Raw genomic sequence first — 24,141 nt, forward strand, 5'->3', positions numbered from 1 at the left:
AGATTGGGAGACCCAGCATGACCGAGATCGACGACGCCACCCGCACCGAACTCGAGGCCGCCGTGTTCCGGCGTCTCGTCGCCCACCTGCAGACCCGCACGGACGTGCAGAACATCGACCTGATGACCATGGCCGGGTTCTGCCGCAACTGTCTCTCGAACTGGCTCAAGGACGCCGCCGACGCCAAGGACCTGCCGATGACCAAGGACGAGAGCCGCGAGGCCGTCTACGGCATGCCCTTCGCCGAGTGGAAGCGCCTGCACCAGTCCGAGGCGACGCCCGAGCAGCAGGCGGCCTTCGCGAAGGCTGCGGCGGAGCCACACTGAAGCCGCAGCGGGGCCGCACTAAGGTCCCGGTAAGCTTGACGGCTTATCGAGGCGGTTCCGGCGCAGCCTCCCGCGCTTCGCAGATCAGGGACTTGAGACGACCATGGCCGCATCCGCCGCACCCGCCGTCGACGCTTCCTCCGTCGCCGCCGACCAGCTGAAGAGCTTCATCGAGCGCATCGAGCGCCTCGAGGAGGAGAAGGCCGGCCTCGCCTCCGACATCAAGGATGTCTACGCCGAGGCCAAGGGCACCGGCTTCGACACCAAGGCCCTGCGCAGGATCATCTCCCTGCGCAAGAAGGACCATGCCGAGCGCCAGGAAGAGGAAGCCATCCTCGAGCTCTACATGCAGGCCCTCGGGATGGTCTGACCCCCGCCTTCGACTCCGGCGCGGGCCGCGGGGCGGACGTCCCGATCCGGCCTCGCCCGGCGGCGGTCCCGTCCGGGGCGGCGAATTGCGGCCCGGGCGTTTTCGGAGCATTGCGGAGGCCATGCCCTCCGATGCTCCGACGCCAAGGATCGCCATGCGCACGAATGCCGGTCTCGCCCTCGCGCTCTTCCTCGCCTCGGCGCCCGTCCCGGCCCTGGCCGCACCGAACGAGGCCGTGCTCGCCGCGGCGAAGGCGCAGGACGGACCCTATCGCGAGACCCTGAAGGGTCTGGTGGACGTCGATACCGGCACCGGCGACGTTCCCGGCCTGTCCACCGTCGAGGCGATCCTGACGGCGCGCCTGAAGGCTTCGGGGCTCACGGTCGGCACCCGGGCCGCCCCCGCCTTCGGCGGCAACACCCTGATCGGCACGCGCGCGGGCAAGGGCACGCGCAGGATCATGATGCTGGTCCACTACGACACCGTCTTCGGCACCGGAGACGCGGCCAAGCGCCCCTATACCGAGCGGGACGGCCGGGCCTATGGACCCGGGGTGGCCGACGCGAAAGGCGGCGTCGCCATGATCCTGCACGTCCTGGCCGCCCTGGAGGCGCTGCACTTCGACGGCTACGGCACCCTCACGGTGGTGCTGAACCCCGACGAGGAGCGCGGCTCGCGCGGGTCGCGCGACGCGATCGCCGAAATCGCCCGCGACCAGGACGTGGTCCTGTCCTTCGAGCCCTCCTTCGCCGAGGCCGGCGTCGATGCGGTCACGGTGGCGACCAAGGGAATCAACTACGCCAGCCTGACGGTGAAGGGCCGCGCCTCCCACGCGGGCGGCGCGCCGGAGGCCGGCCGCAACGCGGTGGTCGAGCTCGCCCACCAGATCCTGCAGCTGCAGGACCTCGGCGATCCGGGCAAGGGCACTAGCCTGCACTGGACCGTGGTCCAGGGCGGCACCAAGCCGAACATCATCCCCGAGGCGGCCCGGGCGGAGGGTGACATGCGCTACTTCGTGCCGAGCGAGTACGAGCGGGTGCTGACCCAGGCCCGCCGGATCATCGGGACGCACCGCGTTCCCGACACGCAAGTGAGCTTCGACCTTGCCAAGGGCCGCCCGCCGCTGCCCCAGAACCCCGCGACGCGGGCGCTGGGCGAACGGGCGCGGGCGATCTACGGCGAACTCGGCTCCGCGCTCGCCCTCGCCGAGATCGGTGGGGGCACCGATGCGGGCTACGCCTTCCAGCCCGACAGTCCGGCGAGGCCCGCCCTCCTCGAATCCCTGGGCATCGTCGGCGGCCACTATCACAGCGCCGACGAGTTCGCCGTGCTCGCCAGCATCACGCCGCGCCTCTACCTGGCGACCCGCCTGGTGATGGAGGTGTCGCGCGATCCGGCCCCCTGAGCCGGCCGTGTCCCCCGATCCGCCGCATGCCGTGACGGCTCCCCCGGGGAGGGCGCCGAGCGGATGGCCGGGAGGTGCCGGACGGCCCGGGCGCGCTCGGGCGAGGCCCGGGCCGCCCCTTGCGGCAGATCAAGGCGCGCCGCCGACAGGCGCCGTCAGATGCCCGTGAAACAAGAACGGGCGCGACCATGCCGAAGCACACGGGACCGGTGCTCGTCGTCGATGACGATGCGGCCGTCCGCCACTCCCTCCAGTTCATCCTGGAACTCGAAGGCTACGCCGTCCGCCTCTACGCGGATGGCGCCGACCTCCTCGGCGACGCCGCCCTGCCGTCCGCCGGGTGCCTGCTGGTCGATTACTGCATGCCCGGCATGGACGGCGTCCAACTCGTCGGGCGCCTGCGGGACCGCGCGGTCGATCTTCCGGCGATCCTGATCACCGGCTGCCCGACGGACGACCTGCAGCGCCGGGCCAAGGCCGCCGGCTTCCGCCGTGTGGTCGACAAGCAGTTCGAGGACGGCTCCCTCCTGGACGGGATCCACGAGGCCCTCGCGGCATCGTCCCGAGGCGGGGAGCGCGTCCGTAAAGCCCCTTGAGCCAAGACCCGGAATTTTGCCGTCCCTCCCGTGAGCCCAGTCAGGGAATCACGACCCGTTCTCCGGAGGTGTCCATGCAGACCGCTCTCGCCGCCATCGGCCTCACGCCCGTCTTCGTTCCGTAGGAAACCGATTCCATCGTTCCGGCAGCGACGCGCGATGCGGTGCAGGGCATGCGCCGCACCGTCGCCGCCGACGCGGAGATCTTCGCCGAAGGCGACCGGGCGACGACCTTCCACAAGGTCGTCTCCGGGGTGGTGCGAACCGACAAGCTCCTGTCGGACGGGCGCCGGCAGAATTTCGGCTGGGCGACGGATCACCTCCTCGCCCTCGCCGAGCGGGTCTGCGGCGGCCGCCTCGTCTCCGTGCTGGAGGGGGGATACGATTTCGGCGGCCTGTCGCGCGGGGTCCAAGTTCATGTGGCGGCCCTGCAGGAAGCGGGGAGCGTTCGAACCCGGGGCCTCTCCGAGGACGCACCGGACCTTTCGGACCCGTACCGGATGAATGGGTCGGGGCCGTTTCAGGCCCCGGCTCCCGTCGCTTCCCCGGACGGTCGGGCCGGTCTGTACCGGGCCCCGGCGTCGTCGGGTCTCGAGCCCCCGCGGAGCGGACCGGTCATCACGGCGATTCCGGTCCTTGTACGCCGCCAGGCGCACCGGCCGGAACCGGGTCTGCTTCGCGGAACGCGCCCCCTGACCGAGGGGGCAGCGCCTCCGACAGCCTGAGCGCCTCATGAACGATTTCCCGGCATCTCGGCCGCCGCGCGGGCACCGATCCAGGAATGCTCTGTTTTTCTTCGGAAACACGTCGGTCGGGAAGCCGGGTTTGGATAATCGCTTTCAGACTCTCTTAGGAGGCGCAAAAAGATAATCATCGAAAGTCAACGTAATCTTGGATCACATCGAGACGATGATTTTCGGAGCTGAGATCCAGTTGTCAGAGCCGAGGTCCAGCGATCTCAGTCTTTCCGGTATCGGAGATCTTACCGCAAAAACCTGGTCTGCGCGGCATGCGGCTTTTGCGATCCCCGGCGATACGCTTCGGCGATGAGACGGAACCCGACCCGGAGCGACATTCGAAACCGCCCCGGCACCGCGAAGACCCGGTCCGGCCTTGCCATTTTCCCGATCATTCACCGCGCACCGCGAATTCGACATGGCACAGATCATCGCATTTCCGCCAACCACGACGTCGGACGGGCTCTCTCGTCTGAAGGCGCAGCTGGAGCACGACTTCGCGGCCGGCGTGGATCTCGGATCGCGGCGCGCCCAGATCGCGGCGCTCTCCGCTTCCCTCGCTCACCTGCTCGGGGCGCTGGAGCGGACGACCGGCGAAGTCTTCCGCGACGGGCCCGAACCGGATCCCGATGCCCTCCGGACACGCAACGCCGTGGCGAACCTGATCGCCTGCGTGAAGGATCTGATCGCCACGATCGACGGGCTGTTCCTGCGCAACCGCGCCATCTCCGAGACCCCACGCGCTCCAGTCGGTCACAACGACGACCACGGCGCGGTCGCGCGTTCCGGCCGGTGCCGGGTCAGCCCGTCTCTCCCTGCCTGAAATGCGCGGCCTCCTGCGCGGGGCGCTTCGACACCCGGATCCTGCTTCGCGAGAGAGATGATGACGAAAACGTCGGTGCGCCATTCCTGGGGGCAGGGCGAGGTCTACGAGAGCCTTTGCCTTCTCTCCATCGGGACGAGTTTCTGGATGATCTGCGTGTCCCTCGGCCTGTTCGACACGCTGACCACCTTCGTCCTCGCGCACAACCTGCTCGAGTTCCTGATGCTGGCGACCTTCATGGGCGCCGCCCTCATGGGGGCTTTCGTGCGGAAATCGATCATCCTGCGACGGACGATGGCCGAGCGCGACGCCGCGGCCTCCCAGGCCGAACAGGTCGCCCGCCATGACGCCCTCACGGGGCTCGCCAATCGCAGGCTCTTCCTCGAAACCCTCGGATGCTGGCAGACGAAGCCCGAGCCGGGACCACCCTCGGCCGTGCTCCTGATCGACCTCGACCGATTCAAGCCGGTGAACGACCTCTACGGACACGCGGCCGGCAACGCCGTCCTGTGCGCCGTCGCCGACCGGCTGCGCGCCATCCTGCCGCGTCACGGCATGGCCGCCCGCATGGGCGGCGACGAATTTTCCATGCTGCTTCGGCTGGAGGGCGGCAGCGAGGGCCTGCTCCGCCTGGCCGAACGGGTGATCGCCAGCCTCTCGGCGCCGGTCCTGTGGAACGGCAACGAGCTGAAGGTCGGCGCCACGGTGGGCATCGCCTTCGTGACGGGCGAACTCGCCGATGCCGATGCCGTGCTGCACGCCGCCGACCTCGCCATGTACCAGGGCAAGAAGGACGGCCGCGGCGTCGTCCGGGTCTTCAAGAGCGCCATGGACGAGGAGTTGCGGGCCCGCGCGCAGCTCGAGATGGAATTGCGGGCCGCCATCGAGAACGGCGAGATCGAGCCCTTCTACCAGCCCGTCGTATCCTTGCCCGGCCGCAAGCTGATCGGCGTGGAGGTGCTGGCGCGCTGGCGGCACCCGATCCGGGGCCTGCTCGCGCCATCGGAGTTCATTTCGGTGGCCGAGGAAACCGGTTCGATCGCGGATCTCTGCTACAGCCTGATCCGCCGCGCCTGCCTCGACGCCCGGGAATGGCCGGCCGAGCTGACCCTGGCGGTGAACATCGCCCCGCAGCAATTCCTCGACGCCTGGATGGCCGAGCGCATCCTGGCGATCCTGACCGAGACCGGGTTTCCGCCGCACCGGCTGGAGGTCGAGATCACGGAATCGGCCCTGATCCAGGATCTGGACGGAACCCGCAGAACCCTGACCTCGCTGCAGAATCTCGGTGTCCGGGTCGCTCTCGACGATTTCGGGACCGGGTATTCGAGCCTGTATCACCTGCGGGAACTGAAGTTCGACAAGCTGAAGATCGACCGCAGCTACGTCGACAGCGTCACGATGAGCGCCGAGCGCGCCAAGCTCGTCGACGCCATCATCAAGCTCGGCGCCAGCCTCGGCCTCGTCACCACGGCGGAGGGGATCGAGACGGAGGACAGTTCCAGCTGGCTCTCGGACCAGGGCTGCGCTTTCGGACAGGGCTACCTGTTCGGCAAGCCGATGCCGAAGGACGAGATCGACCGCGTGATCGCCCATCCCGCCTGCGATCCGGCGGATTGCGCCGCCCCGCGGTCGACGCAGGCCGCCTGACGTTCCGGGGGCGAGGCCGGCCTCAGGCCTCCCGGAGACCGGGCTTCGCGCCCGGCTCGAAGGTGAACGCGACCCCGGCCTGCTCCAGGACGCGCCGGACGGCCTGAAGCGTCTCCGATCGCGGCCGGACGCCGGAGGCCGCATCCTCCAGCCGCATGATCGTCGAGACGGAGACCTCGGAGCGGCGGGCCAATTCGTCCTTCGACATGCCGACCATGCCCCTTGCCCCGCGGATCTGGGCCGGGGTGATCACCGGACCCGCGCCCGGGCCGGTCTCGGCCGGCTTGTCCGGCATCCGCGGGGCGCCGAAGCGGTTCTGCCCCGGCACCGTGAGGCAGACGCCGACCCATTCGCGGATCGAGCCGTCCCGGTTCAGGACGGGAACGCCCCGCGAGTTGAACCAGCGGAAGACGCCGTCCGCGCAGAGCACGCGGAAGTCGGTGTTGTAGGGCGCCACGTGCGAGACGGCGGTGCGCCACGCGGCGGCCGTGCGCTCGCGGTCCTCCGGGTGAATGGCGTCGAGCCAGCCCTGACCCTGCATGGCCTCGTGGCTCTGGCCGGTCAGGGTCTGCCAGAGGGGCATTTCCAGCGCTTCCCCGTCGGGGCTGACGATCCACACCACCGCCGCCGTCGCGGTGATGAGGGCGTTGTAGCGGTCGAAGCGCTGCTCGACCGCCTTACGGGTGTCGTGGCGCGCCGTGACGTCGAAGACCACGCCCAGTCCCTGATGGGGCTCGCCCTGCGGCCCGAGGAGCACCTCGGCGCGGTGGTGGATCCAGCGCTGCGTCCGGTCCGGCCGGATGATGCGGAATTCGCGGCTGATCGGCTGCCCGCTGCGCAGGACCGCGATCTGGTCGCCGTGCACCGCCCGGTCCTCCGGGTGGATCATGTCGAGGGCGAAGCCGAAGGTGAACTCGGTCGAGGGATCGAGGCCGAGAATGCGATAGAGGCCGATCGAGGCGTCGAGCCTGTCCCTGCGCAGGTCCGCCGACCAGAAGCCGACCTCGCCCGCATCCTCGATCATCTTCAGGAAGTGGCGCGAAGACATGCCCCGAAAGCCGCCGTGTCCGGCGGCAGCGTTGCTGCGCATCAGGGATCGGGTCGGCATCGGTCTTTCCACGCGGCTCCGAACGAGCTCTCAAATGCGAGGATATCGAGCATGGTGCCGGGAAACCATTCGCCAGAAGTCCAATACCGGTCATGCGACCGCGACCGCATCCCGTCGATACCCCGGCGATTCCGGACTGCCTTTCACGACTCTTTGAGAGCAGCCGTCTAAGGTTCGACCAGATCGAATTCGGGAACGACGAGGAATTCGTGAGATCCGTTGTCCTGCTCACCAACTCGCCGGCGCGAAGTCAGAGACTGAACGACCTCAGCTTCGGTCGTTGGCAGATCATCGTCGTCGATGTACTCGATCCGGACTTGGCACCGACGGCGATCGATCCCGCGTCCGTGGCGGCCGTGATCAGCGACGTGCCCCTCGCGAATTCCGTCGAGGTGGGCTCGGTCCGCCGGTACCTGACGCGGTTCGGCGCCGGCGATCGCCCCTACCTCTGCATCCTGCACGAGGAATCGCCGCGCGCCCATGCCCAGGCCCACGCCCTCGGCGCGAGCCGGGTCATCTCGGCCCGCGATCCCTTCGAACGGATCGCCGCGCTCCTGGCGGAGATCGTCCCGTCCCCCAAGCCGGTCGCCGAGCCTGCCCCCGCGCCGGCGGTCGCGACGGCCGCGGCGGGGGCCGCGCAATCCCTGACGCGCCTGTTCGATCTCGGCCGGGCGGGCCAGGCGCCGAACCCGGCGCTTCTCGCGGAGGGCGCTACCCTCGTCCTCGGCGCCCTCGACCAGGCCGACATCCGGGGCTGGCTCGACGTCGTCTGGCGCTTCGACGACGCCACCCACCAGCACTGCCTGCTCGTGGCCGGTCTGGCAGCCGGGTTCGGGCGCCATCTCGGCCTGAACATGGCCGATTGCCGGGCACTGACGGAAGCCGCCCTCCTGCACGACCTCGGCAAGGCGCAGATCCCGCACGCGATCCTGAACAAGCCGGGGCGCCTGGATCCTGCCGAGCAGGCCGTGATGCGGACCCACCCCGCCCTGGGACACGCGATGCTGCTGGAGCAGGGCGGTTTCCCCGAGATCATGCTCGCCGTGGTCCGCTCGCACCACGAGGCCCTCGACGGATCGGGCTATCCCGACGGGCTCGAAGGGCCGGACATCCCGGATCTCGTCCGGCTGGTGACCATCTGCGACATCTACGGCGCCCTGATCGAACGACGCCCCTACAAGGCGCCCCTCGACCCCGGCGAGGCCTACGGCATCCTCGCCGGCATGGTCGGCAAGGTCGACAGGGACCTCGTCAGAGCCTTCGGGGCCCTGGCGACGGCATCGGGTCCGGGGCATCCCGTGCCGGTCCGGCGCTCCGATGCGGCGTGATCGGCGTGACCATCGTCGGCCGCTTTTCCCCCGGCGCCGGGGATGCATGAGACCGGGGCGACCGATCGCCCCGAAACCCCGAACCCTCGAAGGCTGCGGCGTGAACGGTCCCTTTCTGACGAAGCTCGAGCACAGCGGCCACACCGATGCGGCGGATCGCGCGGCCATCGCGTCGATCGTCGCGCATCATCGCGTCGTGGCCGCCCGCCAGGACCTCTCGGCCGAGCCGGGGCGCAGCACGGTGCTCGTCCTGCTCCAGGGCGTGATGTGCCGGTATCGGGTCATGGACGGCCGCTCGCGGCGGATCGCATCGTTCGTCCTGCCGGGGGATCTGTGCCGGCTCCCCGAGGCGCCGCCGAAGACCTCGGATTGGAACATCGGGGCCTTGAGCCGATGCGCGGTCGGGGAGATCCCGATCGAAGCCCTGACGGCCCTGGCCCGGGAACGGCCGAACATCAACCGCGTCCTCTGGTGGATGACGCTGAATGAGCTCGCGCGGGCCCGGGAATGGCTCGTCACGGGCACCATGCCGGCGCCGCAGCGAACCGCCCATCTGTTCTGCGAGCTCCACGCCTGCCTGCAGGCCGCGGGGCTGGCGGAGGGCGGCGCGTTCCGCCTGGAGATCGGACAGGCCGCCCTCGCGGATGCGGTCGGGCTGTCCACCGTCCACCTGAACCGCACCTTGCGGATCCTGCGCGAGGCGGGACTCGCGTGCCTGTCGCGCGGCCGGGTGGAAATTCCCGATCTCGCGCAACTGCGCGCGTTCGCCACCTTCGATGGCGGCTATCTCGGCCTGAACGGGCCGGTCGCCCGCACCGGGGGCGCGCTCCACCTCGGGACCTGAGGCCGGCGGGTCGGTTCCGCGTCCGGCATCCCCACGGAGGGCGAGACGGGTCCCGCCCGGGCTCGGTCGGGGCGGGTGGCGGCCCGTCCCGGGGTCAGTGGGAGAGCAGGCAGCAGACGGTGGCCCGCGCCAGCAGATCGCGGGTGACCCCGCCGAAGAACCACTCGCGCAGGCGGCTGTAGCCGTAGGCTCCGGTCACGATGAGATCCGCCCCGAAGGCGCCGGCGGCGCCCTCCAGGGTTTCGGCCACGGACCAACCCGCGGGCGCCATCGCCTCCGCGGTCGCCGGCACGTCGTGCAGGGCAAGGTAGGCGGCAACGTCCTCGATCTCGGAACGGTCGCGGGTCTCGGCCACCCGCACCACCTGGACGGCGTCCGCACGACGCAGGAGGGGCAGGGCGTCCGACAGGGCCCGGCGGGTCTGGAGCGTGTTCTTCCAGCCGACCACGATCCGGCGCGCGGCGAGGTGCTCGAGACCCGGCGGGACGGCGAGGACCGGGCGACCGAGGCCCATCAGCACGTCGCCGACCGGGACCGCCATGCCGGGCGACACGCCCGCCTCCTCCCCGTCGCGCCCGACCACGACGAGGTCGGCGGCGCGGGATTGCTGCTCCAGGAAGGGCACCGGGGCGGCGAGGTCGGAGCGCCAGGCGACCCGGTCGTTCAGGCAGGATGCCTGCCGGAAGACCCGCTCCGCGCCCGCGAGCCGATCGAGGGCGGCCTGGCGGATCTCCTCGATGGCCATGCCCGCCGGCACGATGCTCTCCCCGAACCCCTGCGGATATTCCGGCAGGCAGCCGGCCGCGCCGATCAGGCGGGCGCCGAAGCGGTGGGCGAGTTCCGCCGCCAGGCGGACCCGCGCCGCGGCGTGACGCCCGTCATCCACCGCGACCATGAGGCTTGCATAGGACATGGGATCCGCTCCTGGGCTCGACCGCGAGAGGCCGTCAGGGTGCGGCCCGCGGCGAGGCCCGGCCTTGATCTGTCTCAACCGCATGCCGGTCCCGGCCCGGGCTGTCGCCGGACGAGCCACGGACGGGACCGATCGCTCGCACGCGAGACCTTCTCGGCGTCAGCGCTCCAGGGACTTCAGGTAGGCGATCAGGGCCGCGGCCTCGTCCGGATCGAAGCGGAATTCCGGCATGCTCGGGTGACCCGTGCGGATTCCCTCGGCCAGGGCCTCGCCGAGATTCTCGACGGGGTAGCGGGCGTGGAGTTCGCGGAAGGGCGGTGCGATGCGCAGCGGGCTCGCTCCGGTTCGCTCGACCGCATGGCAGCGGGCGCAGTCGGTGCGTGCGATCGTGGCGCCCCGCTGTACCGCCCGGTCCCAGGCCAGCGCGGGGCCGCCGAGGGCGAGGGAGGCCAGCAGGAGGTGCCCGGCGGCGGAGGGGGCTGTCCGGCGCATCAGTGGCTCATCAGGCAGCAGAGGGTGGTCGCCTGCAGGACGTCGCGGGTGGCCCCGCCGAAGATCCACTCGCGCAACCGCGTATGCCCGTAGGCGCCCATCACGATGAGGTCGGCGTCGGCGCGCCGCGCGAACTGCAGGACCGCCTCCGCGGCCTCGGCGCCGGGGCTCGGGAGGAGATGGGTGGTCACCGCGGCTCCATGCCCGGACAGGTAGGCGGCCACGTCCTCCGCACCCTCCTCGTGGGCACCGGGCCCCGCCACCACGAGGTGGACGGCCTCGGCCCGGCTGAGGAACGGCAGGGCGTCCTGCACCGCCCGGCGGGATTCCCGCGTGTCCTTCCAGGCCACCACGATCCGTTTCGCCGTCAGGCGCTCGACGCCCGGCGGCGCCACGAGCACCGGGCGGCCGACCGCCATCAGGAGGGCGCCCGCGGCGATGCCCATGAGACCGGGATCGCCGTCGACGGGCCCGTGACGACCCACCACGACCATGTCGGCGGCGCGCGCCTGGGTCGTGAGATAGGCCGTGGGTTCGGCGAGCGCCGCCCGCCAGGCCGTGCGGATTCCGCGGCCAGCCTCGCGCAGGAACACTGCCCGGGCTTCCGCGAGCTGCTCCCGCGCACGCCGGTCCTCGATCTCGTAGATGCGTTCGGATTCGCGGACGTCGCTGACGGCGATGAGGGCGGGCACCTGCCGCGCGGCGACGCCGGTCAGGGTCGCGTCGAAGCGTTCGGCCAGGCTCGCGGAGAGCTGGACCCGATCCGCGGCGGCCGCGCCGAGGTCCAGCGACACCATGACGTTCGAAATCTTCATCTCTGCCTCCCGTGGTCCGGCCGTCCGGACCGGACGGGACATCGTGGGGCGCGCCCTCCGCCCGGTCCTTGATCCATCGCAAGGGGTGGGGTGTGGCGTGGTGGTGCCGGCCTGTTCGCGACCCCTAATCGCGCAGGCGTCTCGCCAAGGGGACCGGACCGGGACCGAACCCGTCGGCGGCCACCGACCGAACGACCCGGAGCAGGGCTGCGACGTCCATCGGACGGTCCGTCCCTGCGTCCGGCTGCGGCGCTGCCGGCTCGGCCGGCCCCTGGCCCCGCGGCCCGGCGTGCCCTTGGCCGTCGACGGTCGTCCGCCGCCGCCGGGACAGCCGCGCCCGCAACCAGCGCGGCAGGGGGCGTCCGGACCGGCCCCGCGATCCCCAGACTCGCTCGTCGTCGACAGCCATGCGGCGTCTCCCGTATCCTCTCGATCGTCGGTGCCGCCCCGCGCCGTCCGCATCGGGGCCGCGGCCCCCTTCGCCTTCACGTTGGACGGGCCAGCACGAGCCGGAGCGGCGTGGGGGTCACGACCACGGAAAGGAGCGCGAGACCGAGCGCCTGGAGGCTGCCGATGCTCCGGTGGCGAAAGAGGTCCGCGACGATCGGAGCCGCCGACGGTCGCGCTCCGAGGATGTGCGGCACGCCCGTCGCTTGGACCGACCGGACGGAAGCGGATCGCAAGACGATCGTCACCGGAGCCTCCTGTTCCCGTTTGCGGTCGCGATGATGACCGCGGGGCCGGCGCGCACCTTGCGGTGGATCAATGTGACGCCACGGGGACTCCGGACCCCCCGCTTCCGGTCGCGGCGACGGGACGGGCCGCGGCACGGAAGCGAAGGCGTGGCGGGCGTCCGCCCGGGGCGGGCCGACGCGACAGGACCTCCCCGGCCGTCCACGAAGGTCGGCCGCGCCGCCGCCGCCTCAGCGCAGGATGCGGGGTGCCGGCGTTCCGGCCGATGGGTCGGGCCCATCCGCATCGCACAGGCCGGCCCAGAGCTTCCACTCGGTCCAGGCCTGCTCCAGGGCCGCCACGGCCGCGTCCCGCGAGGACACGGTCGCGCCTCGCCGGAACGGAGACGCCCCAATGTCGAGGTGCAGGCCCCAGGTCCATTGCGCGGCGGGCGGGGGATCGTCGCGGATGCAATCCACCCGCCCGACGATCAGCGCCCCGCTCGTGATGACGTAGGTCTCGCGCGGGTGGTCCTCGAGGCGGGTGTAGATGAGCTGCGCCACGATGCGGTGTGCCTCCGTCCCCCTCGGGCGTCGTGCCTCCGACGACCTCGCCCCGGCATCCTACCGCAGAGACCGCGCGCGCGAAGCGGCCGGTTTTCCATCCGAAACGGCCCTGCGGGGGCGGGTCGGTCGCTCGGACACGAAAAAAGCCCCGGCGGCGCAGCGGCTGTCCGGGGCTCGATCCTTGGCGGGCGGCGCGGCCTTCAGAGGCGGGCGGTCTCGCGGCGGTTGAAGGCGAGGGCGCAGAGCGTCGCGGCCGCGCCGGAGAGCAGGTAGACGCCGACCCAGGACAGGCCGAAGCGGCTGGAGACGCTGAGCGCCACCAGGGGCGCGAAGCCCGCGCCGATCAGCCAGGCGAGGTCGGAGGTGAGGGCGGCGCCGGTGTAGCGGAAGCGGGTGCCGAGATTGGCGGTCACCGAGCCCGAGGTCTGGCCGTAGGAGAGGCCGAGCAGGCCGAATCCGATCAGCACGTAGATGGTCTGGCCGAGCTCGCTGTCACCGAAGATGATGGGCGCGGCGATGCTGGCCAGGGCGAACAGACCGATCAGGCCGGCCGCCACGCCAACCAAGGTCCGCCGGCCGATGCGGTCGGCCAGGACGCCGGAGAGCACGATGGTGCCGGCGGCCAGGAAGGCGCCCGAGCACTGCACCAGCAGGAACTCGCCCGCCGAGCGGCCGGTGAAGAGGTGGATCCAGCTGATCGGGAACACCGTCACGAGATGGAACAGGGCGAAGCTCGCCAGCGGCACCACGGCGCCGATGAGCACGAACCGGCCGTGCGTGCGCAGGAGCTCCAGCACCGGGGTCGGCTCCAGCTCCTGCATCTGCAGCATCCGCGAGAATTCCTCGGTGGCCACGAGCCGCAGGCGGGCGAAGAGCGCCACGACGTTGATCGCGAAGGCCACGAAGAACGGGTAGCGCCAGCCCCAGTCGAGGAAGTCGGCGTTGGAGACGTTGCCGAGGAAGAACGCGAACAGGGCGCTCGCCAGCATGAAGCCGACCGGCGCACCGAGCTGCGGGATCATCGCGTACCAGCCGCGCTGCTTCTCAGGGGCGTTCAGTGCCAGCAGGGAGGCAAGTCCGTCCCAGGCGCCGCCCAGGGCGAGGCCCTGGCCGAAGCGCAGGGCGGCCAGGATCCAGATCGAGAGGGCGCCGAGCTGGTGGTAGTTCGGCAGGAAGCCGATCGCCATCGTCGAACCGCCGAGCAGGAACAGCGCGATCGTCAGCTTCGCCGCGCGCCCGTGACGCCGGTCGATCTCCATGAAGATCACCGAGCCGATCGGGCGGGCGATGAAGGCCAGGGCGAACAGCGCGAAGGCATAGAGCGTGCCGGTCAGCGGATCGGCGAAGGGAAAGAACACGCCGGGGAAGATCAGAACCGAGGCGATGCCGTAGACGAAGAAGTCGAAATACTCCGCGGCGCGCCCGATTACGACGCCGATGGCGATCTCGCCCGGCGCCACTTTGTGATCGCTCGACGCCTCGTGCGCGTCGCGCTCCAGCGATGAGGAGGAGGGCAATGCGGAGTCTGCGCTCATCAAGGAAACCGTGCTCGCTTCATGCGTTCGAGGCCGAATCAGGCGCGGGGCGGCGCGTGAGGCCCTGGGATATGGGACACGTGTACGCCCTGCCATTTGTCTGCGTCAAAGCGCAGCGTGACGCGCCCCGGGACAAAGAGCGCGGTGTTTTGGCGCGATCCGTGAAATCGTGGCAGGGTCCATAGCGTGCTTTGTCCTGCATCGGCTATGCCCGCAGCGCTGATCAGACGCGCCGCATGCGACTTGTCAGATTGATGCAATGCAGCGAATTGAGACCCGACGATAACGCCTTCGGCCAATCGGGGCCGTTGGACGTCGCTCATCCGAGATGGTGCCAGACGAGTCCATGCCGGTCAAAACCCTTCGTACGCTCGCGCTCCTCCCGCTGTTCGGACTCCTGTCCGGCTGCAACATGGTCCTGATGCAGCCCTCCGGCGACATCGCAACGCGCCAGCGCGACCTGATCCTGGCCTCCACCGGCCTGATGCTGCTCATCATCATCCCGGTCATCGCCTTCACGCTGCTGTTCGCGTGGCGCTACCGGGTCTCGAACACCAAGGCCGAGTACGATCCCGACTGGCACCACTCGACGCAGCTCGAAGTGCTGATCTGGTCGGCGCCGCTGGTCATCGTCATCGCCCTCGGGGCCCTGACCTGGATCAGCACCCACACCCTCGATCCCTACCGTCCCCTGAGCCGTCTCGACGCAGACCGGCCGCTGCCGGCGGGGGTCAAGCCGCTGACGGTCGAGGTCGTCGCACTCGACTGGAAATGGTTGTTCTTCTACCCAGATCAGGGCATCGCCACCGTCAATGAACTGGCGGCTCCGGTCGATGTGCCGATCTCCTTCAAGATCACCTCCGCCACCGTCATGAACTCGTTCTTCATCCCCGCGCTCGCCGGGCAGATCTACGCCATGGCCGGCATGGAGACGAAGCTCCACGCGGTGATCAACAAGGCCGGCACCTACGAGGGCCTCTCGGCCAATTACAGCGGCTCCGGCTTCTCGCGGATGAACTTCAAGTTCCACGGCCTCGACCAGGCCGGGTTCGACCAGTGGGTCGCCAAGGTGAGGGCCGAGGGCAAGCCCCTCGACCGCCAGGGCTACCTCGCCCTGGAGAAGCCGAGCGAGCGCGAGCCGGTGCGCTACTTCTCCACCGTGGAGAACGGCCTCTACGGCGCGGTGCTCAACATGTGCGCCGTGCCGGGCAAGATGTGCATGAACGAGATGATGCACATCGACGCCATGGGCGGGGCCGGCAAGGAGAGCCACGCCAACCGCGAGCGGCTGGAATACGACAACCGCTACGCCGAGCAGGGCATCGAGGCGCCGGGCGCCACGGTCGGCGGCTCCGGCCGCGAATCCCACAGCCGGGAGCAGCCCGAAGGCATGAAGCCCAAGAGCATCGCACCGGAGGTGAAGCCGGACTCGGCACCGGAGCATTCCGGGCACGACCACGGCGGTCACCACGGCGGCCCGGCCGGTGACGGCAAGGATTCCAAGGGCTCGGACTCCGTCGCGCCCGGTCAACTGAATCGATAGTCGCGGACGCTTCGGTCGCCCGCACCCCCATTCGGCACACTCCTCTCACGAGTAGGTCCCATGTTCTCCAATCCGGATCTCCAGAAGCTCCTGTTCGGGCGGTTGACGCTCGACGCCGTGCCGCTTCATGAGCCGATCCTCCTCATCACCTTCGCGATGGTCGGCCTCGGCGGCGTCGCGGTGCTTGGTGCGCTTACCTATTTCCGCCTCTGGGGACCCCTCTGGCGCGACTGGTTCACCTCCGTCGATCACAAGAAGATCGGCATCATGTACATCGTGCTCGCGCTGGTCATGCTCCTGCGCGGCTTCGCCGACGCGCTGATGATGCGCGCCCAGCAGGCGATGGCCTTCGGGCCGAACGAGGGCTACCTGCCGCCGCACCACTACGACCAGATCTTCACCGCCCATGGCGTGATCATGATCTTCTTCGTGGCGATGCCGCTGGTCACGGGCCTGATGAACTTCGTCGTGCCGCTGCAGATCGGCGCCCGCGACGTGGCCTTCCCGTTCCTCAACAACTTCAGCTTCTGGATGACGGTGAGCGGCGCCGTGACCGTGATGGCCTCGCTGTTCGTCGGCGAGTTCGCCCGCACCGGCTGGCTGGCCTATCCGCCTCTCTCGGGGCCCGCCATGAGCCCGGGGGTCGGCGTCGACTACTACATCTGGGCGCTCCAGATCGCCGGCATCGGGACCCTGCTGTCGGGCATCAACCTCATCGCCACCATCGTGAAGATGCGGGCCCCCGGCATGACCATGATGAAGATGCCGGTCTTCACCTGGACCGCGCTCTGCACCAACATCCTCATCGTCGCCGCCTTCCCCATCCTCACGGCCGTTCTCGCGCTGCTGTCGCTCGACCGCTACGTCGGCACGCACTTCTTCTCGAACGACCTCGGCGGCAACCCGATGATGTACGTGAACCTGGTTTGGATCTGGGGTCACCCGGAGGTGTACATCCTCATCCTGCCGGCCTTCGGCGTGTTCTCGGAGATCGTCTCGACCTTCTCGAGCAAGCGCCTCTTCGGCTACGCCTCGATGGTCTACGCCACTGTCGTCATCACGATCCTGTCCTACCTCGTGTGGCTGCACCACTTCTTCACGATGGGCTCGGGCGCCAGCGTGAACTCGTTCTTCGGCATCACGACGATGATCATCTCGATCCCGACGGGTGCGAAGATCTTCAACTGGCTCTTCACCATGTACAAGGGCCGCATCCGGTTCGAGGTCCCGATGCTCTGGACCGTCGGCTTCATGGTGACCTTCGTCATCGGTGGCATGACCGGTGTCCTGCTCGCGGTGCCCCCGGCCGACTTCGTGCTGCACAACTCGCTGTTCCTGATCGCCCACTTCCACAACGTCATCATCGGCGGCGTGCTGTTCGGCATGCTGGCCGGCATCACCTACTGGTTCCCTAAGGCCTTCGGCTTCAAGCTCGACGACTTCTGGGGCAAGGTGTCGTTCTGGTTCTGGCTGACCGGGTTCTGGGTCGCCTTCATGCCGCTCTATGTCCTCGGCCTGATGGGCGTCACCCGCCGCGTCCAGCACTTCGACGACCCGTCCCTGCAGATCTGGTTCATCATCGCGGCCTTCGGCGCCGTGCTGATTCTCTGCGGCATCGCCTCCTTCGCGATCACCCTGGTCGTCAGCGTCCTGCGCCGCGAGCAGCTGCGCGACACGACCGGCGACCCGTGGGGCGGCCGGACCCTGGAATGGGCGACCTCCTCGCCGCCGCCGGACTACAACTTCGCCTTCACGCCCGTGATCCACGATCACGACGCGTGGTGGGACATGAAGAAGCGCGGTTACGCCCGGCCGCTTCAGGGGTTCAAGGCCATCCACATGCCGAAGAACACCGCGGCCGGCATCATCCTCGGCGTGCTGAGCATCGTCTTCTCCTTCGCGATGATCTGGTACATCTGGTGGCTTGCGGCCTTCAGCTTCGCAGCGATCGCGGTCGTCGCGATCGGCCACACCTTCAACTACAACCGCGACTTCTACATCCCGGCCGACGAGGTCGTCCGGACGGAAGGCCAGCGGACGTCCCTGCTGGCGGAGCGTGTCTGAGATCATGGCAACCCAGTCTTCCGCTGCCATGAACTTCGAGCCCGGCCGAAGCCCGTCGGTGACGATTCCCCAGGTCGATCCGACGGCCTTCTACGACGCCAAGGGCGAGCATCACCCGGAAGGGAGCACGATGCTCGGCTTCTGGCTCTACCTGATGAGCGACTGCCTCATCTTCGCGGCGCTGTTCGCCACCTATGCGGTGGTGGGCCGGAACTACGCCGCGGGGCCCTCGCCGAAGGATCTGTTCGACCTGCCGCTGGTGGCGTTGAACACCTCGATGCTGCTGTTCTCCTCCATCACCTACGGCTTCGCCATGCTGGAGATGGAGAAGGGCGACCTCAGCCGCGTGCAGATCTGGCTGGCGATCACCGGCCTGTTCGGCCTCGCCTTCGTGGGGCTGGAGCTCTACGAGTTCCACCACCTGATCCACGAGGGCGCGACGCCCCAGCGCAGCGCCTTCCTGTCGGCCTTCTTCACCCTGGTCGGCACCCACGGCCTGCACGTCAGCCTCGGCATCGTCTGGCTGGTGACGCTGATGGCGCAGGTGCACAAGCGCGGGCTGGTGCCCGAGAACAAGCGTCGGCTGCTCTGCCTCAGCATGTTCTGGCACTTCCTCGACGTGATCTGGATCGGCGTCTTCACCTTCGTGTACCTGATGGGAGTCCTGCAATGAGCGCCGCGTCGAAGGCAGGACACGACGATCACGGGCACGGACACGGGCATGCCGACGGCGGCAGCCACGGGACCTTCAAGGACTACATGACCGGCTTCGTGCTGTCGGTCATCCTGACGGCGATCCCGTTCATCCTGGTGATGGGCAACGTACTCGGCAACGACCGCATCACCGGCATCGTCATCATGGGCTTCGCGGTGGCGCAGATCGTGGTGCACATGATCTACTTCCTCCACATGAACACGAAGTCCGAGGGCGGCTGGACCATCCTGGCTCTGATCTTCACCCTGACGCTGGTGATCATCACGCTCGCGGGCTCCCTGTGGGTGATGTACCACCTCAACACGAACATGATGCCGCAGCACATGCACATGGGCTGATGGCCAGCCCACGACCGGGGGCGCGGCGCTCCACCTTCGCGCTCGCGGCTCTCGCCGTCACGGGGCTGATCCTCGTGGCGGCCCTCGCGGCTCTGGGGACCTGGCAGGTCCAGCGCCGGACCTGGAAGCACGATCTGATCGCCCGGGTCGAGGCCCGGGTCCATGCCGATCCGGTCGCGGCGCCGGGCCCCGGAACCTGGGACGGGCTGACGGCGGATGCCGACGCCTATCGCCGGGTGCGGACGAGTGGGCACTTTCGCAACGACCGCGAGACTCTCGTTCAGGCCGTCACCGATCTCGGCGCCGGTTTCTGGGTGCTGACGCCCGTGGAGCGCAGCGACGGTACCGCGATCCTGGTCAATCGCGGCTTCGTCCCCGCGGACCGCCGAGACCCGGCCGCGCGGGCGGCCGCACAGATCGCTGGCGAGACCACCGTCACCGGGCTCCTGCGCCTGAGTGAACCGGGCGGGGCCTTCCTCCGCAGCAATGCCCCCGAGGCCGGGCGCTGGTACTCGCGCGACGTCGCCGCCATCGCGGCGGCGCGGGGGCTCGCCGACGCCGCCCCGTACTTCATTGATGCCGACGCCACCCCGAATCCCGGCGGCTGGCCGGTGGGCGGGCTGACGATCGTGCGGTTTCCGGACAACCACCTCGTCTACGCGATCACCTGGTACGTCCTCGCCCTGATGGTCCTGGGCGCGGTCGGCTACACCCTCCTCGATGCCCGCCGCGGCGCGGGGCGGGCATCGGCCTGAGGTCAGGCCGCGGCGAGGCGCTGCAGCCAGGGGCCCGCTCGCACGACGTCGGCCTGCGAAAGGCCGTGCCCGACGGGCAGGGTCTCGTGCGTGACGGTGGCGCCGGCAGCCCGCAGGCGTTCGGCGAGCGACCCCACATTGGCCGCAGGCACGATCGGGTCGGCGGCGCCCGAGAGCATCAGCACCGGCCGGCCGGCGAGATCGGCCGGCGGCGTCTCCCGCAGGGGCACCATCGGGCGCAGGAGCACCGCGCCGGCGAGCACCTCCGGGTGCAGGAGCAGCAGGGCCGCGGCGATGTTCGCCCCGTTCGAGAACCCGACCGCCACCGGCGCGGCGAGGCCGTAGGCCGTCCGCGCCGCGGCGACGAAGCCCGCGAGGTCGGCGGCGCGCCGGCGGAGATCGGCCTCGTCGAACACGCCCTCCGCGAGTCGGCGGAAGAAGCGCGGCATGCCGTTCTCCAGCACCGCGCCGCGGGGGGAGAGCAGGGCGGCGCCGGGCAGCAGGGTCCGCCCGAGGGGCAGGAGGTCGGTCTCGTCGCCGCCCGTCCCGTGCAGGAGGAGGAGCGGCGGCAGCCCGGCCTCGGTGGCGGGCTCGAAGCGATGGGTGAGGCGCTGGGCTCCGCCCCAGGATGGTTCGGTCATGGCAATCTCGCGACGATCGGTTGGAGCGCGCCCGCTCCGGACGGAGCGAGCGCTTGTCTTCGGCCGGTATCGTTCAGGCCACTTCGGGCAGGTGCCCCTCGATCTGGGCCCGGTGGGGTTCGAGGAAGGCCGGCAGCTTGAGGTCGCGGCCCAGGGTCTCCACCGGCTCGTCGACGGCGAAGCCCGGGACGTCGGTGGCGATCTCGAACAGCACCCCGCCCGGCTCGCGGAAGTAGACCGAGCGGAAGTACTGCCGGTCGCGCTGCTCGGTGACCCCGAGCCCGTAGGTGCGGGTCAGCGTCTCCACCATCCGCGCCTGCTCCGCGTCGTCCGCCGCCCGGAAGGCGATGTGGTGCACGGAGCCCGCGCCCTGCCGGCCGCGGAGGAACTCGCCCACCGCCCGCAGGGTGACGAAGCCGCCCGCGGGCGCACCGCTGGCGTAGCGGGTCGCCGCCCCCTCGCGTCCGGCCTCGTGGAAGCCGAACACCTCGGTCAGGATCGCCGCCGTGCCCTCCGCCTCCTTGAGAAGCAGGGTGACGCCGTGGAACCCGCGGATGGCGTGCTCCGCCGGAACCTCGGCGCCCGTCCAGGGCGCATCGGTCTCCGCCGCCTCGGTGCCAACCAGGGCCAGCATCAGGCCGTCGGGGTCGCGGAAGCGCAGGGTCGGCTCGCCCAGCACCGGGGCCAGGGTCTCGTGGGCGACGCCCTTCTCGATGAAGCGGTGGGTCCACCAGCCGATCGAGGCGCGCGGGACCCGGAAGGCGGTCTCCTGGGTCTCGCCGATCCCGACCCGGCCGGGGGCCGCATGCGCGATCGGGAAGAAGGTCAGGATCGTGCCGGGGCGGCCGGTCTCATCGCCGTAATAGAGGTGGTAGGTGCCCGGATCGTCGAAGTTGACGGTCTTCTTGACCAGTCGGAGGCCGAGCACCTGGGTGTAGAAGTCGACGTTGCGGGGCGCGGCGCCGGAAAACGCGGTGACGTGGTGGATGCCGTTCTGGGACATGGGACGATCTCCTGGGGGCCGCACCGCGCCGGGACCGGCCGTGCTGCGATGACCGGAAGATGCGCCTTGCCACCGCGTTCGAAAATGGAAACGATGGAAACGCATCGTTTCTGAAAGACCATCGATGAAGCTTCCCGATTTCGAAGCCTGGGCCATCTTCGCCAAGGTGGTCGAGACCGGATCCTTCGGCCGTACGGCCGCCGAGCTGGGCATCACCACGGGTACGGTTTCCAAGGCGGTGACCCGCCTGGAAGTGCGGATCGGGGCGCGCCTGTTCCACCGCACCTCGCGCAAGCTCGCTCTCACGGAGGCCGGCGCCTCGGCCCGGGAGGCCGCCGCGCGCATCCTCGCCGAGGGCGAGGCGGCCGAGGCCCGGGCGCAGGACGCGGCGGCGCAGCCGCGCGGGAAGGTCCGGCTCGCCGCGCCGATGTCGTTCGGGGTGCTGCACGTGGCGCCGCTCCTGCCGGATTTCCTTGCGGCACATCCGGGCCTGAGCATCGACCTGCATCTGGGCGACGATCTGATCGACCTCGTCGGCCGCGGCTTCGACTGCGGCCTGCGCATCGCCGCGCTGACGGATTCCTCGCTCCGGGCCCGGCGGCTCTGCGCGATTCACCGCTCGCTCGTCGCCACGCCGGCATACCTCGCCCGGCACGGATGGCCGGCCCATCCGCACGATCTCGCGGGCCATGCCTGCCTCGGCTACGCCTACCTGCCGAGCCCGGATCGCTGGCGCTTCCTGGGGACCGGCGGCGCGGAGGCCACGGTGGTGCCGGATGGCCCCCTGCGGGCGAACAATGCCGATGCCCTCGCGCCCGCCCTGCGTGCCGGCCTGGGCCTCGCAGTCCAGCCGGACTTCATGGTGTGGGAGGACCTGCGCGACGGGCGCCTGGTCCGGGCCCTGCCGGGATGGACGCCGCCGCGGATCGACCTCCACCTCGTCACCCCGCCGGGCGATCCGCGCCCGGCCCGGGTCAGCGCCCTGATCGCCTATCTGGCCCACGCCCTCTCGGCCGCGCCCTGGGCGGCCGGGACCAGCACCGTCCCGGCGTGAGCCGCCGGCTCAGGCCTCGGCGATCTCAAGGGTCAGGCCGCGTCCGCGCAGCACCTTGTCGAGGCGCTGGCGCATTTCGGGGCAGAGGTGGTCCACGCGCAGGTGCAGGGTGTCGCCCTGCGGCGTCCCGGTGACCCACAGGCGGTAGCGCAGGCCTTCGTCCCGGAGCTGCTCCAGCAGGCGCTCGGAGGCGATTCGGTTGGCCTCGTTGTTCATCGCGATGAGGCGTGCATCCATCTCGGTCTCTCCTGCTTGCAGAAGGGCAACGCGCGACGGGGCCTTTTTCGTCCCTGCGACCTGACTTCGTGGTGAAGCGGAGCGTGTTCGGGCGCCCGAGAGGGGACGGCTGATCTCCCGCTCAACCGGAACACGGGGCCGATGCCGAGGTTCACGGGCATGAGATCGCTGGAGGAGGGTGTGATGACACGCAGGGCCATGATCGCCGTCGCGGCGCTGCTCGCGGGACCGGCCGCGGCGCAATCGGTGAGCGAGAAGACGGGGGTGAATGCGCTGATCGGGGTGAGCCCCTCCACCGCCGATTTCGTGACCCAGGCCGGGGTCAGCGACCTCTTCGAGATCCAGACCAGCCGGCTCGCGGCCGAGCGCAGCGACGGGCCGACCAAGGCCTACGCTCAGAAGATGATCGCCGATCACGAGAAGACCACGGGCGAGCTGAAGGCCATGGTCCAGGGTGGGAAGGTCCAGGCCACCCTCCCGACGGCCCTCGACAGCACGCATCAGGGCAAGCTCGACACCCTGAAGGGCCTGCAGGGTGAGGCCTTCACGAAGCAGTATCACAGCGATCAGGTGAAGGCGCACAAGGATGCGGTCGACCTGTTCCAGCGCTACGCGAAGGGCGGCGACAATCCGGACCTGAAGGCCTGGGCGGCCAAGACCGAGCCGGCCCTCGCGCATCACCTCAAGATGGCGCAGGATCTCGATAGGTAAGTCCCGTCCCCCCCGGGGAGCGGTACGGCGGAGACCCGTCCCAACCCGCCGCCGGATCAGAAGACCTCGTCCGTGTGGACGTCGAAGCGGGCGAGGTGCGCGTAACCGAAGTTCGTGGTGATCGCCACGTCGGTCGCGTCGCGCCCGCGGGCCATGACGATCCGGCCGATGCGCGGCGTGTTGTGGCGCGCGTCGAAGGTGTACCAGGTCCCGTCGAGATAGACTTCGAACCAGGCCGAGAAATCCATCGGGTCGGGCACCGGCGGGATGCCGATGTCGCCGAGGTAGCCGGTGCAGTAGCGCGCCGGAATGTTCATGCAGCGGCAGAACGCGACGGCGAGATGCGCGAAATCGCGGCAGACGCCCTGGCGCTGCATGAAGCCGTCCCAGGCCGTCCGGGTGGCATCGGCGCACATGTAGTCGAAGCGGATGCGATCGTGCACGTAGTCGCAGATCGCCTGTACCCGGCCCCAGCCGAGGGGCGTGCCGCCGAACAGCGACCAGGCCGTCTCGGACAGCTTGTCGGTGTCGCAGTAGCGGCTGCCCAGGAGATAGACGAGCACGTCGTTGGGCAGGTTCTGCACCTCGATCTGCTGGGCGTTGGGCGCATAGGCGTCGGGTAGGCCGGAATCCTGGACCACGAAATCGGCCGAGATCGTCAGGCGGCCGGGGGGCGTGACGATGCGGGTGCAGATGTTGTCGAAGACGTCGCGATAGTCCTGGGACGGGATCGGCGGATCGAACTGGATGACGTGGGGGGTCAGGACGTCCGGCATCCGTGAGGGGTGCACGCTCAACGCGAGGATCATCGGCGTTGGCTGAACCGATTCGAAGGCGATGTCGAACCCAGTCCTGATCTTCATATCCACCACCTGATCCTGTCGAGAAACACACGCTCTT

General features: G+C 69.7%; 26 protein-coding genes. 16 read left to right on the plus strand and 10 right to left on the minus strand.

Annotation, left to right across the window (positions count from 1 at the left end; genetic code table 11):
* Window positions 1-17 precede the first annotated feature (17 nt).
* The 7 genes from AC6EUL_RS10955 to AC6EUL_RS10985 all read left to right on the plus strand — a co-directional run bounded on the left by AC6EUL_RS10955 (window position 18) and on the right by AC6EUL_RS10985 (window position 5,907).
* The gene (locus AC6EUL_RS10955) at window positions 18-326 is read left to right on the plus strand and encodes a DUF1244 domain-containing protein (RefSeq protein WP_056351209.1); all 309 of its coding nucleotides are present in this window, start codon (window positions 18-20) and stop codon (window positions 324-326) included.
* Between the two features lie 103 nt (window positions 327-429).
* A complete protein-coding gene (locus AC6EUL_RS10960) occupies window positions 430-696 on the plus strand; it encodes a DUF2312 domain-containing protein (protein WP_055951813.1) in 267 nt (88 codons plus the stop codon).
* Between the two features lie 154 nt (window positions 697-850).
* Entirely contained in the window at window positions 851-2,101 is a 1,251-nt protein-coding gene (locus AC6EUL_RS10965; protein ID WP_499870065.1) for a glutamate carboxypeptidase, read from the plus strand.
* 188 nt (window positions 2,102-2,289) lie between these two features.
* Window positions 2,290-2,697 (plus strand): response regulator transcription factor, encoded by a 408-nt coding sequence (locus AC6EUL_RS10970; RefSeq protein ID WP_499870066.1) that lies wholly within the window; start codon window positions 2,290-2,292, stop codon window positions 2,695-2,697.
* 173 nt (window positions 2,698-2,870) lie between these two features.
* Window positions 2,871-3,422 carry a hypothetical protein gene (locus tag AC6EUL_RS10975; protein WP_499870067.1) on the plus strand — a complete coding sequence of 184 codons (552 nt, stop codon included), beginning with the start codon at window positions 2,871-2,873 and terminating at the stop codon, window positions 3,420-3,422.
* Between the two features lie 430 nt (window positions 3,423-3,852).
* A complete protein-coding gene (locus tag AC6EUL_RS10980; protein WP_499870068.1) occupies window positions 3,853-4,257 on the plus strand; it encodes a hypothetical protein in 405 nt (134 codons plus the stop codon).
* 57 nt (window positions 4,258-4,314) lie between these two features.
* Complete coding sequence (locus AC6EUL_RS10985; RefSeq protein ID WP_499870069.1) at window positions 4,315-5,907, plus strand: putative bifunctional diguanylate cyclase/phosphodiesterase; 1,593 nt, start codon at window positions 4,315-4,317, stop codon at window positions 5,905-5,907.
* A gap of 22 nt (window positions 5,908-5,929) precedes the next feature.
* Here AC6EUL_RS10985 and AC6EUL_RS10990 read toward each other — a convergent pair whose 3' ends face one another.
* Complete coding sequence (locus tag AC6EUL_RS10990; protein ID WP_499870070.1) at window positions 5,930-7,015, minus strand: PAS domain-containing protein; 1,086 nt, start codon at window positions 7,013-7,015, stop codon at window positions 5,930-5,932.
* A 209-nt stretch (window positions 7,016-7,224) separates the two neighbouring features.
* Between AC6EUL_RS10990 and AC6EUL_RS10995 the strand changes: the two genes are divergently transcribed.
* Together AC6EUL_RS10995 and AC6EUL_RS11000 are read left to right on the plus strand one after the other, a co-directional pair.
* Window positions 7,225-8,343: an HD-GYP domain-containing protein gene (locus AC6EUL_RS10995; RefSeq protein ID WP_056380770.1), complete on the plus strand. Its 1,119-nt coding sequence runs from the start codon at window positions 7,225-7,227 to the stop codon at window positions 8,341-8,343.
* Between the two features lie 100 nt (window positions 8,344-8,443).
* The gene (locus tag AC6EUL_RS11000) at window positions 8,444-9,187 is read left to right on the plus strand and encodes a Crp/Fnr family transcriptional regulator (RefSeq protein WP_499870071.1); all 744 of its coding nucleotides are present in this window, start codon (window positions 8,444-8,446) and stop codon (window positions 9,185-9,187) included.
* A 94-nt stretch (window positions 9,188-9,281) separates the two neighbouring features.
* Here AC6EUL_RS11000 and AC6EUL_RS11005 read toward each other — a convergent pair whose 3' ends face one another.
* The 5 genes from AC6EUL_RS11005 to AC6EUL_RS11025 all read right to left on the minus strand — a co-directional run bounded on the left by AC6EUL_RS11005 (window position 9,282) and on the right by AC6EUL_RS11025 (window position 14,180).
* A complete protein-coding gene (locus AC6EUL_RS11005; protein WP_056274828.1) occupies window positions 9,282-10,100 on the minus strand; it encodes a universal stress protein in 819 nt (272 codons plus the stop codon).
* 159 nt (window positions 10,101-10,259) lie between these two features.
* On the minus strand, window positions 10,260-10,592 hold the full coding sequence (locus AC6EUL_RS11010; RefSeq protein WP_056380764.1) for a c-type cytochrome: 333 nt from the start codon (window positions 10,590-10,592) through the stop codon (window positions 10,260-10,262).
* Entirely contained in the window at window positions 10,592-11,407 is an 816-nt protein-coding gene (locus AC6EUL_RS11015; RefSeq protein WP_056380762.1) for a universal stress protein, read from the minus strand. Before AC6EUL_RS11015 ends, AC6EUL_RS11010 begins: the two co-directional genes overlap by 1 nt.
* Before the next feature lie 923 nt (window positions 11,408-12,330).
* The gene (locus AC6EUL_RS11020) at window positions 12,331-12,642 is read right to left on the minus strand and encodes a hypothetical protein (protein WP_056222827.1); all 312 of its coding nucleotides are present in this window, start codon (window positions 12,640-12,642) and stop codon (window positions 12,331-12,333) included.
* A 203-nt stretch (window positions 12,643-12,845) separates the two neighbouring features.
* Window positions 12,846-14,180: an MFS transporter gene (locus AC6EUL_RS11025; protein ID WP_499870072.1), complete on the minus strand. Its 1,335-nt coding sequence runs from the start codon at window positions 14,178-14,180 to the stop codon at window positions 12,846-12,848.
* A 346-nt stretch (window positions 14,181-14,526) separates the two neighbouring features.
* Here AC6EUL_RS11025 and cyoA point away from each other — a divergent pair, with 346 nt between their 5' ends.
* The 5 genes from cyoA to AC6EUL_RS11050 are packed head-to-tail and all read left to right on the plus strand — an operon-like array spanning window position 14,527 to window position 19,595.
* Entirely contained in the window at window positions 14,527-15,723 is a 1,197-nt protein-coding gene (gene cyoA / locus AC6EUL_RS11030; RefSeq protein ID WP_056222822.1) for a ubiquinol oxidase subunit II, read from the plus strand.
* 60 nt (window positions 15,724-15,783) lie between these two features.
* Complete coding sequence (cyoB, locus tag AC6EUL_RS11035; RefSeq protein ID WP_056222817.1) at window positions 15,784-17,787, plus strand: cytochrome o ubiquinol oxidase subunit I; 2,004 nt, start codon at window positions 15,784-15,786, stop codon at window positions 17,785-17,787.
* A 28-nt stretch (window positions 17,788-17,815) separates the two neighbouring features.
* Window positions 17,816-18,460 carry a cytochrome o ubiquinol oxidase subunit III gene (gene cyoC / locus AC6EUL_RS11040; RefSeq protein ID WP_156389669.1) on the plus strand — a complete coding sequence of 215 codons (645 nt, stop codon included), beginning with the start codon at window positions 17,816-17,818 and terminating at the stop codon, window positions 18,458-18,460.
* Window positions 18,457-18,840: a cytochrome o ubiquinol oxidase subunit IV gene (gene cyoD, locus AC6EUL_RS11045; protein ID WP_056222804.1), complete on the plus strand. Its 384-nt coding sequence runs from the start codon at window positions 18,457-18,459 to the stop codon at window positions 18,838-18,840. Before cyoC ends, cyoD begins: the two co-directional genes overlap by 4 nt.
* Window positions 18,840-19,595, plus strand: coding sequence for an SURF1 family protein (locus AC6EUL_RS11050; RefSeq protein ID WP_499870073.1), 756 nt, complete (start codon window positions 18,840-18,842; stop codon window positions 19,593-19,595). The genes cyoD and AC6EUL_RS11050 overlap by 1 nt, the downstream gene beginning before the upstream one ends.
* A gap of 2 nt (window positions 19,596-19,597) precedes the next feature.
* Here the strand turns inward: AC6EUL_RS11050 and AC6EUL_RS11055 are convergent, their stop codons facing one another.
* Window positions 19,598-20,236 (minus strand): alpha/beta hydrolase, encoded by a 639-nt coding sequence (locus AC6EUL_RS11055; RefSeq protein WP_499870074.1) that lies wholly within the window; start codon window positions 20,234-20,236, stop codon window positions 19,598-19,600.
* A 73-nt stretch (window positions 20,237-20,309) separates the two neighbouring features.
* Window positions 20,310-21,239 carry a ring-cleaving dioxygenase gene (locus AC6EUL_RS11060; RefSeq protein WP_499870075.1) on the minus strand — a complete coding sequence of 310 codons (930 nt, stop codon included), beginning with the start codon at window positions 21,237-21,239 and terminating at the stop codon, window positions 20,310-20,312.
* A gap of 124 nt (window positions 21,240-21,363) precedes the next feature.
* Here AC6EUL_RS11060 and AC6EUL_RS11065 point away from each other — a divergent pair, with 124 nt between their 5' ends.
* Window positions 21,364-22,293: a LysR family transcriptional regulator gene (locus AC6EUL_RS11065; RefSeq protein ID WP_499870076.1), complete on the plus strand. Its 930-nt coding sequence runs from the start codon at window positions 21,364-21,366 to the stop codon at window positions 22,291-22,293.
* A 9-nt stretch (window positions 22,294-22,302) separates the two neighbouring features.
* Here the strand turns inward: AC6EUL_RS11065 and AC6EUL_RS11070 are convergent, their stop codons facing one another.
* Window positions 22,303-22,530 (minus strand): hypothetical protein, encoded by a 228-nt coding sequence (locus AC6EUL_RS11070; protein ID WP_056274809.1) that lies wholly within the window; start codon window positions 22,528-22,530, stop codon window positions 22,303-22,305.
* A 183-nt stretch (window positions 22,531-22,713) separates the two neighbouring features.
* Here AC6EUL_RS11070 and AC6EUL_RS11075 point away from each other — a divergent pair, with 183 nt between their 5' ends.
* Window positions 22,714-23,241: a DUF4142 domain-containing protein gene (locus AC6EUL_RS11075; protein ID WP_499870077.1), complete on the plus strand. Its 528-nt coding sequence runs from the start codon at window positions 22,714-22,716 to the stop codon at window positions 23,239-23,241.
* 56 nt (window positions 23,242-23,297) lie between these two features.
* Here AC6EUL_RS11075 and AC6EUL_RS11080 read toward each other — a convergent pair whose 3' ends face one another.
* Window positions 23,298-24,104 (minus strand): transglutaminase-like domain-containing protein, encoded by an 807-nt coding sequence (locus AC6EUL_RS11080; RefSeq protein ID WP_056222782.1) that lies wholly within the window; start codon window positions 24,102-24,104, stop codon window positions 23,298-23,300.
* Window positions 24,105-24,141 lie beyond the last annotated feature (37 nt).

The sequence above is a fragment of the Methylobacterium sp. 001424705 genome, assembly GCF_059816145.1.